This window comes from Streptomyces sp. NPDC005485 (assembly GCF_040606085.1).
Lineage (GTDB): Bacteria > Actinomycetota > Actinomycetes > Streptomycetales > Streptomycetaceae > Streptomyces.
This window is the reverse complement of sequence record NZ_JBEXDZ010000018.1, coordinates 33691-47467: the sequence shown is the minus strand read 5'-3', so window position 1 is coordinate 47467 and position 13777 is coordinate 33691. Positions and strand designations below refer to the sequence as shown.

At 70.0% G+C, this 13777-nt stretch carries 11 protein-coding genes; all 11 read left to right on the top strand.

Annotated elements, in window-relative coordinates:
* Nucleotides 1–24 precede the first annotated feature (24 nt).
* The 11 genes from ABZS97_RS09220 (at nt 25) to ABZS97_RS09170 (ending at nt 13754) form a co-directional block, all read left to right on the top strand.
* Entirely contained in the window at nt 25–879 is an 855-nt protein-coding gene (locus ABZS97_RS09220) for a carbohydrate ABC transporter permease (protein WP_356135412.1), read from the top strand.
* Complete coding sequence (locus ABZS97_RS09215; RefSeq protein WP_356135353.1) at nt 876–2177, top strand: pectate lyase; 1302 nt, start codon at nt 876–878, stop codon at nt 2175–2177. Before ABZS97_RS09220 ends, ABZS97_RS09215 begins: the two co-directional genes overlap by 4 nt.
* On the top strand, nt 2174–3376 hold the full coding sequence (locus tag ABZS97_RS09210; RefSeq protein WP_356135351.1) for a Gfo/Idh/MocA family oxidoreductase: 1203 nt from the start codon (nt 2174–2176) through the stop codon (nt 3374–3376). Before ABZS97_RS09215 ends, ABZS97_RS09210 begins: the two co-directional genes overlap by 4 nt.
* A complete protein-coding gene (locus tag ABZS97_RS09205; RefSeq protein WP_356135349.1) occupies nt 3373–4221 on the top strand; it encodes a PmoA family protein in 849 nt (282 codons plus the stop codon). The genes ABZS97_RS09210 and ABZS97_RS09205 overlap by 4 nt, the downstream gene beginning before the upstream one ends.
* Nucleotides 4218–5747, top strand: coding sequence for a family 43 glycosylhydrolase (locus ABZS97_RS09200; protein WP_356135347.1), 1530 nt, complete (start codon nt 4218–4220; stop codon nt 5745–5747). Before ABZS97_RS09205 ends, ABZS97_RS09200 begins: the two co-directional genes overlap by 4 nt.
* A gap of 49 nt (nt 5748–5796) precedes the next feature.
* Nucleotides 5797–7818 (top strand): pectinesterase family protein, encoded by a 2022-nt coding sequence (locus ABZS97_RS09195; RefSeq protein WP_356135345.1) that lies wholly within the window; start codon nt 5797–5799, stop codon nt 7816–7818.
* Between the two features lie 68 nt (nt 7819–7886).
* Nucleotides 7887–9224 carry a sugar ABC transporter substrate-binding protein gene (locus ABZS97_RS09190; RefSeq protein WP_356135343.1) on the top strand — a complete coding sequence of 446 codons (1338 nt, stop codon included), beginning with the start codon at nt 7887–7889 and terminating at the stop codon, nt 9222–9224.
* A 155-nt stretch (nt 9225–9379) separates the two neighbouring features.
* Entirely contained in the window at nt 9380–10186 is an 807-nt protein-coding gene (locus ABZS97_RS09185) for a rhamnogalacturonan acetylesterase (RefSeq protein WP_356135341.1), read from the top strand.
* Nucleotides 10187–10286: 100 nt separating this feature from the next.
* On the top strand, nt 10287–11612 hold the full coding sequence (locus ABZS97_RS09180; protein WP_356135339.1) for a pectate lyase: 1326 nt from the start codon (nt 10287–10289) through the stop codon (nt 11610–11612).
* A 14-nt stretch (nt 11613–11626) separates the two neighbouring features.
* Nucleotides 11627–12733 carry a pectinesterase family protein gene (locus tag ABZS97_RS09175; protein WP_356135337.1) on the top strand — a complete coding sequence of 369 codons (1107 nt, stop codon included), beginning with the start codon at nt 11627–11629 and terminating at the stop codon, nt 12731–12733.
* Nucleotide 12734: 1 nt separating this feature from the next.
* Nucleotides 12735–13754, top strand: coding sequence for a pectinesterase family protein (locus tag ABZS97_RS09170; RefSeq protein WP_356135335.1), 1020 nt, complete (start codon nt 12735–12737; stop codon nt 13752–13754).
* Nucleotides 13755–13777: the final 23 nt, after the last annotated feature.

Genomic DNA, 13777 nt, shown 5'->3' with positions numbered 1-13777 from the left:
GACGCTCCCGCGGCGCCCGCCCCGGTGGCCGAGGAGCCACGGCAGCGCCCGGGCAAGGCTCGTCGGGCCTGGGACGAGGTCCCGCGCTGGCAGATCTACCTCCCGCTCTCGATCTACCTGCTCTTCACCCTGATCCCCTTCTACTGGATCCTGCTGTTCGCGCTGCGCCCGGCCGGCTCCACCTCGCTCGTGCCCTGGCCCATGACCTTCGAGCACTTCGACAAGGTGTGGACCGAGCGCAGCTTCGGGACCTACTTCCAGAACAGCGTGCTCATCGGCGTCGCCACCCTCGTGATGACCACCGTGGTCGCGCTGGCCGGCGGATACGCCCTCGCCCGCTTCGAGTTCAGGATCAAGCGCGCCTTCATGCTGGCGCTGCTGTGCTCGCAGTTCGTGCCGGGCGCCCTGATGCTGGTGCCGCTCTTCCAGATCTTCGCCAAGCTCCAGATGATCAACTCGCTGGGCAGCGTCATCATCGCCGAGACCGTCTTCCAGCTGCCGCTGTCGATGATCCTGATCAGCGGCTTCATCCGGAACGTGCCGCCCTCGCTGGAGGAGGCCGCATGGGTCGACGGCTGCAACCGCTTCAAGGCCTTCAGGATCGTCGTACTCCCGCTGCTGCGCCCCGGGTTGATCGCCGTCGGCTCCTTCGCCTTCGTGCACGCCTGGAACCACTTCCTGTTCGCCCTGATGTTCCTCAGCGACCAGAGCAAGCAGACCATCCCCGTCGGCCTCAACACCCTGATGAGCGCGGACAGCGTCGACCTGGGCGCCCTGGCCGCGGGCGGCATCATCGCTGCCGTCCCCGTGGTCATCGTCTTCGCCTTCATCCAGAAGTGGCTGATCACCGGCTTCAGCGCAGGGGCGGTGAAGGGATGAGAAGGATCCTCCAAGTGGCCGCCGTGGCAGGCCTGTTGGGGCTTGCTCTCGGTGTCCCGGCCGACGCCGACTCCCGCTCCCGTGACATCAGCCGCGACACCCTGGCCGCGGACGACGGCTGGGCCGCGGCGGACGGCGGCACCACCGGAGGCGCCGCCGCCGACGACGCCCACGTCTTCACCGTGACCAACCGAGCCGAACTGGTCCGCGCCCTCGACGGCGGCAGCGCCACCCCGAAGATCATCAAGGTGGCGGGGACGATCGACGCCAACGCGGACGACGACGGCCGGCATCTGGACTGCGACGACTACGCGACCGACGGCTACACCGTGAAGAAGTACCTGACCGCCTACGACCCCCGCACCTGGGGCTCCGCCAAGCCCAGCGGCGCACAGGAGGAGGCCCGCCAGGCGTCCGCCGCCGCCCAGGCCTCCCGCGTCGAGTTTCTCGTCGGCCCCAACACCACGATCGTCGGCCTGGGCTCCGGCGCCGTCCTCAAGGGCGCGAGCCTCCAGGTCAAGAACGCGGACAACGTCATCGTCCGCAACCTCGACCTCCGCGACGCCTACGACTGCTTCCCCCTCTGGCAGCCCAACACCGGAGGCCTCGGCGACTGGAAGACGTCGTACGACACCCTGTGGCTGAACGGCGCCACCCATGTGTGGGTCGACCACATCACCGCGAGCGACCAGGGCCACCCGGACGCGAAGGAACCCACCTACTTCGCGCGCAACTACCTGCGCCACGACGGCCTGTTGGACATCACCGGTGGCTCCGACCTGGTCACCGTCTCCTGGAGCCGGTTCGCCGACCACGACAAGGCGATGCTCATCGGCAACAGCGACTCGGCGACCGGCGACCGCGGCAAGCTGCGCGTCACGCTGCACCACAACGAGTTCGAGTCCGTCGTACAGCGCGCGCCGCGCGTCCGGTTCGGCCAGGTGCACGTGTACAACAACCGTTATGTCGTGCCGGAGGATTCCGAGTACCGCTACTCGCTGGGCGTCTCCACCGAGTCGGGCATCCACGCCGAGAACAACGCCTTCACCGCGCCGGGCCATGTCGAGGTCGCCGATCTCGTGAAGAGCTGGAACGGCACCGCCCTGCACCAGACCGGGACGCTCTTCAACGGCTTCCCCGTCGACCTGCTGGCCATTCACAACGCGTACAACTCCGGCAGCGAGCGCGACCTGACCGCCGACGTCGGCTGGACGCCCTCGCTGCACGGGAAGATCGACAGCGCCCGCCGGGCCGACCACGACGTCGAGCGCGGCGCGGGCGCGGGGAGGATCCCATGAACCCCACCCATCCCATGAGCCTGCCGGTGCCGGTCGTTCTCGCGGGCGCCCGCGGCCACGGCCGCTGGCACCTGGAGAACATCCGCCGCCTCCAGCACAAGGGGCTCGTACGACTCGCGGGCATCTGTGAGCTGACACCGCTGAGCGAGGACGAGCTCGACGGCCTCGGCGCCCCCGAGCAGTCCGCGGACTTCGGCGCCCTCCTCGACTCCACGGGCGCAGCGATCGCGGTGATCTGCACGCCCATCCCCACCCACACCGACCTCGCGCTCGTCGCGGCCGGCAAGGGCGTACACCTGCTCCTGGAGAAGCCGCCCGCGCCGTCGTACGCCGAGTTCCGGCGGATGGCCGACGGGGTCGCCGCCGCCGGAGTCGTCTGCCAGATCGGCTTCCAGTCGCTCGGCTCGCACGCCGTGCCCGCGATCCGGCAGCTGATCGCGGAGGGCGCGCTCGGCACGGTGACCGGGATCGGCGGCGCCGGGGCCTGGGCGCGCGACGAGGCGTACTACCGGCGGGCGCCCTGGGCCGGCCGGCGCCGCCTGAACGGGGCCGACGTGATCGACGGGGTGCTGACCAACCCCCTCGCGCACGCCGTCGCCACCGCCCTCGCGCTGCACGGCTCCACCCGCGCCGAGGACATCGCCGACATCGAGACCGAGCTGCTGCGGGCCAACGACATCGAGTCCGACGACACCTCCTGCGTCCGTGTGACGACGAAGGACGGCGGGCGTATCACCGTCGCCGCGACGCTCTGCGCCCAGCAGCCGGGCGAGCCGTACGTCGTGGTGCACGGCAGCAGCGGGCGGATCACCTTCTGGTACAAGCAGGACCGGGTGCTCGTCCAGCGCTCCGGGCGCGGCCCCGAGGAGATCGAGTACGGCAGGACGGACCTGCTGGAGAACCTCGTCGCGCATCTGACGGACGGCACCGAACTGCTGGTCGAACCCGACGCGACGGGCGCCTTCATGAAGGTCGTCGAAGCGATCCGGCAGGCCCCCGACCCGGTGGCGCTGCCGGCCGACGCCTGGCGTCTCGTGCCCGAGGAGAACCGCCGTGTCGTGCCCGGCATCGACGCCCTCGTCGCGGCCGCCGCCGACACCCTCGCCCTCTACTCCGAGCTGGGCGCCCCCTGGGCGCTCCCGCACGCCGCACCGCACTCCGCAGCGAAGGCTCTCCCCGACGAGGTGAGCACCCGATGAACACGAACAACGAGTCGCTCGTCCTGCGCGTCGCGGGCCGCCCGGTCGGCCGCTACATCACCCGCCCCGAGCTGCCGCCCAGGCTCTCCCCGCGCCCCTATCTGCACCCCGTCACCACCCTGGCCGGTACGGCGGTCACCGAGCTCAGCCCCGCCGACCACATACACCACCTCGGCGTCGGTGTGGCAGTACCCGACGTCGAGGGGCACAACTTCTGGGGCGGTCGCACCTATGTGCGCGGCCAGGGGCCGACCGAGCTCGACAACCACGGCGCGCAGCGGCACACCTGCTTCCAGCTGCGCGACCCCGACGGCTTCGTGGAGGAGCTGCGCTGGGTGGCCGGGGGCGGCGAGCTGCTGCGCGAACGGCGCACCGTCGCCGCGAGTGAACTCACCGAGTCCGCCTGGGCGTTGGACTTCACCTTCTCGCTCACCAACATCACGGACGCGGACCTGTCGGTCGGCAGCCCCGCGACGAACGGGCGCCCCGGCGCGGCGTACGGCGGCTTCTTCTGGCGGGCCCGCAAGGAGGCGGACGCACCGCGCGTGTTCACCGCCGCCGCCGAGGGCGAGGAGGCGGTGCACGGCACCCGCGCCGATTGGCTCGCCCTCGTGGGCGCCGGCTGGACGCTCGTCTTCGCCGGTGCCACCGAGCCCACCCGCTGCGACCCGTGGTTCGTGCGCACCGCCGAGTACCCGGGCGTCGGCTCGTCCCTCGCCCACGGCGAACGGCTGTCGATCGCCGCCGGGGAGACCGTCGTGCGCCGGATCGTCACCGTCGTCGCCGACGGCATCCTCGACCGGGACGGGGCGGCGGCCCTCGTCCGCAAGGCGGTGAGCCCGTGATCACCTCGTCCGACCTGGGGGACGGGACCTACCGCAACCCCGTCCTCGACGCCGACTGGTCCGACCCCGACGTCCTGCGCGTCGGCGACGACTTCTATCTGACCGCCTCCAGCTTCGGCCGGGCGCCGGGTCTGCCGCTTCTGCACTCCCGCGACCTGGTGAACTGGACGCTGGTCGGGCATGCGCTGGCACGGCTGGAGCCCGCCGCCGAGTTCAGGAAGCCACGGCACGACTGCGGCGTCTGGGCTCCGTCCCTGCGCCACCACGACGACCGGTTCTGGATCTTCTGGGGCGACCCCGACCAGGGCGTCTTCCAGGTCAACGCCCCCGAGATACGCGGCCCTTGGACCCGGCCGCACCTGGTGAAGGCGGGCAAGGGGCTCATCGACGCCTGTCCGCTGTGGGACGAGGAGAGCGGCGAGGCGTATCTCGTGCACGCCTGGGCCAAGTCCCGCGCCGGGGTGAAGAACCGGCTCACCGGGCATCGCATGCGGCCCGACGGCACCGCACTGCTCGACGAGGGCAAGGTGATCGTCGACGGCGACCTGATACCGGGCTGGTTCACGCTCGAAGGCCCCAAGATCTACCGCCACGACGGCTGGTTCTGGATCCTCGCCCCCGCCGGAGGAGTGGAGACCGGCTGGCAGGGCGCCTTCCGCTCGCGCGGCTTCTTCGGCCCGTACGAGGAGCGGGTCGTGCTGGAGCAGGGCGACACCGACGTCAACGGCCCCCACCAGGGCGGCTGGGTGCGCACCCAGGCGGGCGAGGACTGGTTCCTGCACTTCCAGGCCAGGGGCGCGTACGGCAGGGTCGTCCACCTCCAGCCGATGCGCTGGGGCACGGACGGCTGGCCGGTGCTCGGCGACGAGGGCGCCCCCGTCGCCGTGCACAGGAAGCCGGACCTGCCGCGGCAGCCGCTCTCCGCGCTCGCGGTCGACGACAGCTTTCCCGGCGGCCGGTACGGGCGGCAGTGGCAGTGGACGGCCAACGCGCAGGACGGCTGGGCCACCCACCACTCCGCGGACGGGCTGCGGCTGACCTGTGTGCGAACGGCGGACGCGCACGACCTGCGCACCCTGCCGAACGTCCTCACCCAGCGCCTGCCCGGCACCCCCTGCACCGTCGAGGTGGAGCTGCGGCTCGACAGCGAGGAGCCCGGCGCACGGGCCGGACTCGCCGTACTCGGGGACGCGTTCAGCTGGATCGGGCTGCAGCGGGGGAGCGACGGGTCGGTGCAGCTCGTGCACCGGTTCGCGGAATCCGTCGCCGACCGGGAGCGGGACGCCGCGCCTGCCCGGCTCGCGCCCGAGGGACGGGCCCGGCTGTGGATCGAGATCGGCGCGGGGGCACGCTGTCGCTTCTCCTACGACGTCGGTGACGGCCGGGGCCGCTCCGGTCAGGTCTTCGCCGCCACCCCCTGGCGCTGGGTCGGCGCCCTGCTCGGGCTCTTCGCGCTCGCACCCCTCGGCGGGGGACACGCGGGTGCGGCCACGTTCACACAGTTCCGTATCACCGAGACCCGCTGAGGGTCATTTCCTGCCATCCGTACACCTGTTGTGCCTGTTGGGAGCCGCAATGACGCAGCACCTTCATAGCAAGCGCTTGCCGAGACCGGGTCGCGGCAGGGTCGTGGCCGCCGTGATCGCCCTGGCCGCCGCACTGAGTCTCGGAGCGATCGGGGAGGCGAAGGCCGTGGGCCCGGCGGCCGGCGAACCGACGGGGGCTGCCGCTGCCGGGCCGGCCGCGACGGCAGCCCGTCTCTCCGACCGCCCGCACGGCTTCGCCTCCCTGGAGGGCGGCACCACCGGCGGAGCGGGCGGCAAGGTCGTCACCGTCACCGACCAGGCCTCGCTCGCCCGGTACGCGGCCGCCGAGGAGCCGTACGTCATCCGGGTCTCGGGCGCGATCGACGTCGAACCCTTCGGTTCGGACATCGTCGTGAACTCGGACAAGACCCTCATCGGCATCGGCGACACCGGCGAGATCGTCCACGGCGAGCTGCACCTCAACCCCGGCACGCACAACGTGATCATCCGCAACCTGACGATCCGCGACAGCTATGTCGAGGGTGACTGGGACGGCAAGACCACCGACTTCGACGCCATCCAGATGGACACCGTCGACCACGTGTGGATCGACCACAACCGCTTCACACACATGGGCGACGGGCTGCTCGACATCCGCAAGGACAGCCAGTACATCACCGTCTCCGCCAACCGGTTCACCCACCACAACAAGGCGTTCGGGATCGGCTGGACGCCCAACGTCACCACGCAGATCACCATCGACCACAACCTGTTCAGCGGCACCAAGCAGCGCAACCCGTCCGCCGACAACTGCGCCTACGCACACCTCTACAACAACTACTTCACCAGCCAGGTGGCCGACGGCGACCCGGTGTGGACGTACGGCAGCTGGTCGCGCGGCCACACCAAGATGGTCATCGAGAACAGCTACTACGACGGTGTCCAGCACCCCTATCAGGCCGACGCCACCGCCGAGTTGGTGCAGCGCGGCTCCATCCTGAAGAACACCACCGGGCGTCAGGACGCGTGGGGCAAGGCCTTCGACCCGCACGACTTCTACGCCTACCGTCTCGACCCGGCGGCCGCCGTACCCGCACTGGTGACGCGGTTCTCCGGGCCGCAGAAGAACCTCGGCACGAACACCGTGCTGAACGTCCCCGCGGACTACCCGAGCGTCCAGGCCGCCGTGGACGCCGTGCCCGACGGCAACGCCGGCACGGTGACCGTCGCGATCGCGCCCGGCACCTACCGCGCGAAGGTCTACATCCCCGCGATCAAGCCGCGGATCGTGCTCCAGGGCACCGGCCGGGACCGATCCGACACCGTCGTCGTGTACAACACCCCTGCCGAGTACGGCGGTTCGACCGGCAGCGCCACCGTGCGGATCGCCGCGAACGACGTCACGGCCCGCAACCTCACCTTCAGCAACGACTTCGACGAGGCCGCGGTCGAGCTGAAGGGAGAGCAGGCCCTCGCCATGAAGACCACCGGTGACCGGATCGTCTTCGAGAACACGGCCTTCCTGGGCAACCAGGACACCCTGATGACCGACAGCCCCAAGCTGGACGTCATCAGTCGGGTCTACCTCCGTGACTCGTACATCGAGGGCGACGTCGACTTCATCTACGGGCGCGCGACCACCGTCATCGAGCACTCCGTCATCAAGGCCCTCAGCCGCGGCTCCACCACCAACAACGGCTACCTCACGGCCGCTTCGACGTGGAAGGACAACCCGTACGGGTTCCTGATCACCCGGTCGAGGGTCGTGAGCGACGCGCCCGCCGGGTCCTTCCACCTCGGCCGGCCCTGGCACCCCGGCGGCGAACCCGACGCCGTGGCCCAGGTCCTGTTCCGCGACACCGAGCTGCCCGCGGCGGTCAAGTCCGCACCGTGGGCCGACATGAGCGGCTTCTCGTGGAAGGACGCCCGCTTCGCCGAGTACCGCAGCCACGGCCCCGGAGCGACCGTCACGGCCGACCGGCCGCAGCTGCCGGACGCCGACGCGACGACGTACACCGTCGCCACGTACCTGTCGGGCACGGACGGCTGGGCGCCGTACGCCCGCCACTGACCCCACAACCGCACAGCCGACCCCACAACCGCACAGCTCCGTTGGATCCAGAAGAAGAGAGCCGGTCAATGAAGATCAACGTTCGTAGAAGCAGGCGCGCCGCCGCGGCCGTCGCCCTGGGGTCCGTCCTCGCCCTGACCGCCACCGCCTGCGGCGACGACGGCAGCGGCACCGCCGGCGACAAGGGCAACGAGGGCTCCGGCAAGGGCGAGATCACCTTCTGGGACAACAACGGCGGTGTGCGTACCGACGTCTGGAAGGAGATCATCAAGGACTTCGGGAAGAAGTACCCCGACATCAAGGTCAACTACGTCGGAGTGCCCGCCACCAGCATCCAGTCCAAGTACGACACCTCCATCAGCGGCGGCGGTCTGCCCGACGTCGGCGGTGTCGGCGCCGCCATGCTCGCGGAGGTCGCGGCCCAGAAGGCCCTTGAGCCGCTGGACAGCCGGATCGAGAAGAGCACCCTGAACGGCAAGCTCAACCAGGGCATGCTCGACAGCGTCCGCAACGCGGGTGGCGGCGACAAGCTCTACTCGGTGCCGACCTCCGCCAACAACGGCACGCTGTGGTACCGCACCGACCTGTTCAAGTCCGCGGGCCTCGCCGAGCCGTCCAGCTGGACGAACTTCTACAAGGCCGCCGACAAGCTCACCGACAAGGGCGACAACAAGTTCGGCTACACCATCCGCGGCGGCGAGGGCTCCATCGCGCAGGCCCTGGACGCCAGTTACGGCCAGAGCGGCATCACCGAGTTCTGGAACGGCGACAAGACCACGGTCAACGACCCGAAGAACGTCGCCGCGTTGGAGAAGTACGTCAAGCTCTACAAGAAGGACACCCCGTCCGCCGACGTCAACAACGACTTCACCAAGATGGTCGCCCAGTGGGACAGCGGCACCATCGGCATGCTGAGCCACAACCTGGGCTCCTACCAGGACCACGTGAAGGCGCTCGGCACCGGCAAGTTCCGGGGCATACCCAACCCGACCCTGGACGACGGCACCCGGGTGCAGGTCTCCAACCCCGTCGACGGTCTCGGACTGTTCAAGGCCAGCAAGCACAAGGCGGCCGCCTGGAAGTTCATCGAGTTCGCCGCCTCGCACGAGTCCAACAGCAAGTGGAACGAGTCGGCCGGCGCCATTCCGTCCAACATCGAGGCCGCGAAGGACTCCTGGATCCAGCAGGCCGAGCCCACGAAGCTCGCCGCCGAGGCGCTGAACGGCGGCAAGACCAAGATCGTGCAGCTGCCGTACTACCTGCCCGACTGGAACAACATCTCCAAGTCCGACAACGAGCCGAACTTCCAGAAGGTGCTGCTCGGCAAGATGTCGGCGAAGGACTTCCTGAACACGCTGGCGGAGCAGCTCAATGCTGCGCAGGCGGACTGGAAGAAGAACGGATAGCTCTGCTGGTTGTGCTGTGCGGATCGGCCCGTGGTCATGACGCTGCATTCCGTCCGCGGGCCGGTCGTGGCTGGTCGCGCCCGCGCGGCGGAGCCGCATGTCTGCACAGCCCCGCGCCCCTTGATTCCCTCACCTCTGTTGAAAGGTGCACCCCTGTGTCCCTTACCCGCAGACAAATCACCTCGGCGGCCCTCGCCGCCGTCCCCCTCGCCGTCGCCGCGACGGCGCCCGCCTTCGCGGCTCCCGGCGCGGCGCGGCACCGCACCCTCTACATCGCCGGTGACTCCACCGCCGCCCAGAAGTACTCCGATGCCGCGCCCGAGACCGGCTGGGGCATGGCGCTGCCCTTCTTCCTGAACAAGGACGTGGTGGTCGCCAACCACGCCGTGAACGGGCGGAGTTCGAAGAGTTTCATCGACGAGGGCCGACTCGACGTCATCCTCCAAGCCATCCGGCCCGGCGACCTCCTGCTGATCCAGTTCGCGCACAACGACGAGAAGAGCGCCGACCCCACGCGCTACACCGAGCCGTGGACGACGTACCAGGACTATCTGCGTCAGTACATCGACGGGGCGCGCGCCCGCGGTGCGCGCCCGGTGCTCGCCACCCCCGTCGAGCGCAGAAAGTTCGACGCGGACGGCAACGCCGTGCCGACCCACGGCGACTACCCGGCAGCGATGCGCGTTCTCGCGGCCGAGGAGGGCGTGGCGCTGCTCGACATCCAGGCGCTGTCGCTCGCCCTGTGGCAGAAGCTCGGTGTCGAGGAGACCAAGACGTACTTCAACTGGACCGCGACCGAGCAGGACAACACGCACTTCAACCCGCCCGGCGCGATCGCCGTGGCCCGTCTCGTCGCGGCCGGGCTGCTGCACCGCCGGGTGCTCGCGCCCCGGGACGTACGCCGCCTCGACGACGCGATCCCCACGTCGTGGATCACCTGGCCCGAGGGCACCGCCGCGTAGGTCCCACCTCGGAGCTCCACCCACGTCGGTACCCCTGAAGTCGCACCCCCGAAGTCGCACCCCGAAGCCGCACCCCGGAAGTCGAAAGAGGAGCCGCACAGTGAACGCACAGGAATGGCATGGGCATGTCATTACAAAGGCTGCCGCGCTGATCGGCTGCACCGCACTGGTGCTGTCCGTCACCGGTACGACCGCGCAGGCCGCCCAGGCCCAGGTCGCCCAAGCCAAGGACGTCGCCCGTCAGACCCTGGCCGCGAACGACGGCTGGGGCTCCTACGGCACCGGCACCACCGGCGGCGCGAGTGCCGACGCCGCGCATGTGTACACCGTCACCACCTGGGCGGAGTTCAAGGCCGCACTCAAGGCCGGCGGCACCGCACCGAAGATCATCAAGGTCAAGGGCACGATCGACGCCAACGCCGACGGCTGCGCGTCCTTCGCGGCCGAGGGCTACGACTTCGCCCAGTACCTCGCGGACTACGACCCGGCCGTGTGGGGCCACGACAAGGTGGTCAGCGGGCCGCAGGAGGACGCGCGCGCCGCCTCCGCCGCCAACCAGGACACGGCCATCAAGGCGAACGTCCCCGCCAACACCACCATCATCGGCATCGGGAAGAACGCCGGGTTCAAGGGCGCCAGCCTGCAGATCAAGGCCGTCGACAACATCATCGTGCGCAACCTCGCCTTCGAGAGCCCCCTCGACTGCTTCCCGCAGTGGGACCCCACCGACACGGCGGACGGCAACTGGAACTCCGAGTACGACAGCGCGGTCGTCTACGGCTCCACCCATGTCTGGCTGGACCACAACACGTTCACCGACGGCGACCACCCCGACAGCTCGCTGCCCAGCTACTACGGCCGGATCTACGAGCAGCACGACGGCGAGCTCGACATCGTCAAGGGCGCCGACTACGTCACCGCGTCCTGGAACGTGTTCACCGACCACGACAAGACGATCCTGATCGGCAACAGCGACAGCGCGTCCACCGCCGCCGTCGACCGCGGCCATCTCAAGGTCACCTTCCACCACAACCTGTTCTCGAACCTGGTGGAGCGCGCACCGCGCGTCCGCTTCGGTCAGGTCGACTCGTACAACAACCACTTCGTCGCCGAGGCCGGGTTCGCCTACAGCTACGGCATCGGCATGGAGTCCCAACTCGTCGCGGAGCACAACGCGTTCACACTTCCCGGCGGGGTCAAGGCCGGTTCGATCCTGAAGAAGTGGAAGGAGGCGCCGGTCACCGCCGCCGACAACTACGTCAACGGCTCGCCGACCGACCTCATCGCCGTGCACAACGCGGAGATCCCGGCCGAGACCCTGCAGTCGGGCGCCGGCTGGACGCCGACCCTGCGCACGAAGGTCGACGCGCCGCGGGCCGTCCCCGGCATCGTCGACCACCGCGCGGGTGCCGGAAAGGTCTGCTGACCATGCGGGCAGCCATGGACCGCAGAAGCTTCCTGGTCGCGAGTGCCGGCGCCGCGGTGGCGCTCGGCCTCGCGGCCCCCGCGCCCGCCCGCGCCGCGACACGCCCGCGCTCCCGCTTCGGGCGCTACGGCTCGCCGGCCGCACGCCTCACCGAGCACACGCTGTACGTGGACGCGGGTGGCGCCGGTGACTTCACCACCGTTCAGGCCGCCGTGACGGCGGCCACCGGCAGCGGGTGCACGCTCGTCATCGCTCCCGGCGTCTACCGCGAGACCGTCGCGGTCGCCGCCGCCGCGACCGAGCTGACCTGGATCGGCGCGTCCGAGGACCCGCGCGATGTCGTCGTCGTGTACGACCACGCCAACGGGACACCCAAGCCCGGCGGCGGCACCTACGGCACCACCGGCTCCGCCACGACGACCGTGCAGGCCGACGGGTTCACCGCCCGCTGGATCACCTTCGCCAACGACTGGCTGCGCGCCGACCACCCCGAGATCACCGGCACCCAGGCCGTGGCCATCAAGGTGCAGGGCGACCGCTCGGCATTCCTGCACTGCCGTTTCCTCGGACACCAGGACACGCTCTACGCCGACTCGATGGCGCTCGGCACGTTCGCGCGCCAGTACTTCGCGCACTGCTACGTCGAGGGAGACGTCGACTTCGTCTTCGGCCGGGCCACCGCCGTCTACGAGCAATGCCACTTCCGTACGCTGAACCGCACCGACCTGGCCGGGGCGCCGTACGGCTTCGTGTTCGCCCCGTCCACGGCGGTCGCCAACCCGCGCGGCTACCTGGTGACCCGCAGCCGGATCAGCAGCGAGGCACCGGAGGCGTACTACAAGCTCGCCCGCCCCTGGGTGCCAGGCTCGGACACCACCGCCCGCCCGATGCTCACGGTGCGCGACAGCGTCCTCGGCCCCGGCATCGACGCGATCGCGCCCTACACGAACATGTCGGACACCTACCCGTGGCAGAGCCAGCGGTTCGCCGAGTACCGCAACACCGGGCCCGGCGCGGTAGTCACGGTCCAGGCCAACCGGCCCCAACTCACCGACGAGGAGGCCGAGTCGGCGACCCGCGAGGCCTACCTCGGCGACTGGACCCCGTGGGAGAGGTGCTGACATGAACCGGCGCACTCTGCTGACCGGGATAGTGGGAGGGCTCGTCGCCGTCGGTACGACCCCTGCCTTCGCGGGCATGCGCGGCCATACGCTCCACGTCCGCCCCGGCGAATCCGTGCAGGCCGCCGTGGACGCGGTGGACGGCAGCGGCTGGACGATCGTCGTGCACCCGGGAACGTACCGGGAAGTGGTGAACATCCCTGTCAACAAAGCGGAGTTGACCGTCCGCGGTGCCACGTGCGACCCGCGCGACGTCGTCATCGTCTTCGACCACGCGAACGGCACGAAGAAGGCCGACGGCACGACCTACGGCACCGCGGGCTCCGCCACCTTCACCTCGGCGGCGCCCGGTCTGACCGTCCGCGACCTGACGCTCGCCAACGACTGGCTGCGCGCCGACCACCCCGACATCACCGGCACGCAGGCGGTGGCCGCCTACACCTACGGCGACCGCACGCACTTCGAGAACGTCCGGCTGCTGGCCCACCAGGACACCCTCTTCGTCGAGACGACCGCGCTGGACACCTTCGACCGGCAGTACTTCCACCGCTGCCACATCGAGGGAGACGTCGACTTCGTCTTCGGCCGGGCGACCGCCGTCTTCGAGGAGTGCCACTTCCACACACTGCAACGGGACGTGGCCTTCACCCCCAAGGGCATGGTCTTCGCACCCTCGACGGCCCGCGCCAACCCGTACGGCATCCTCGCCGTCCGCTCCCGGATCACATCCGGCGCGGAAGACGGGGCGTACAAGATCGCCCGTCCCTGGGTGCCGTCGTACGAGACGACCGCCTGGCCCTCCCTCGTGGTCCGGGACACCCGGATCGGCCCCGGCATCGACGCCGTGGCCCCCTACACCAACATGCGCGAGGCCTACCCCTGGCAGTCCATGCGCTTTCGCGAGTACCGCAACACCGGGCCGGGCGCGGAGATCACCGTCCCCGACAACCGCCCCCAACTCGCCGACGCCGAGGCCGCGTTGCACACCCCCGCCGCCTACCTCGGCGACTGGCGTCCCTGAAGAACCACAGGAAACCCCTCCCC

Bases quoted from the DNA above. Each gene is read 5' to 3' on its own strand.
- ABZS97_RS09215 (WP_356135353.1), top strand. From the start codon at position 876: ATGAGAAGGATCCTCCAAGTGGCCGCCGTGGCAGGCCTGTTGGGGCTT.
- ABZS97_RS09210 (WP_356135351.1), top strand. From the start codon at position 2,174: ATGAACCCCACCCATCCCATGAGCCTGCCGGTGCCGGTCGTTCTCGCG.
- ABZS97_RS09205 (WP_356135349.1), top strand. From the start codon at position 3,373: ATGAACACGAACAACGAGTCGCTCGTCCTGCGCGTCGCGGGCCGCCCG.
- ABZS97_RS09195 (WP_356135345.1), top strand. From the start codon at position 5,797: ATGACGCAGCACCTTCATAGCAAGCGCTTGCCGAGACCGGGTCGCGGC.
- ABZS97_RS09190 (WP_356135343.1), top strand. From the start codon at position 7,887: ATGAAGATCAACGTTCGTAGAAGCAGGCGCGCCGCCGCGGCCGTCGCC.
- ABZS97_RS09175 (WP_356135337.1), top strand. From the start codon at position 11,627: ATGGACCGCAGAAGCTTCCTGGTCGCGAGTGCCGGCGCCGCGGTGGCG.
- ABZS97_RS09170 (WP_356135335.1), top strand. From the start codon at position 12,735: ATGAACCGGCGCACTCTGCTGACCGGGATAGTGGGAGGGCTCGTCGCC.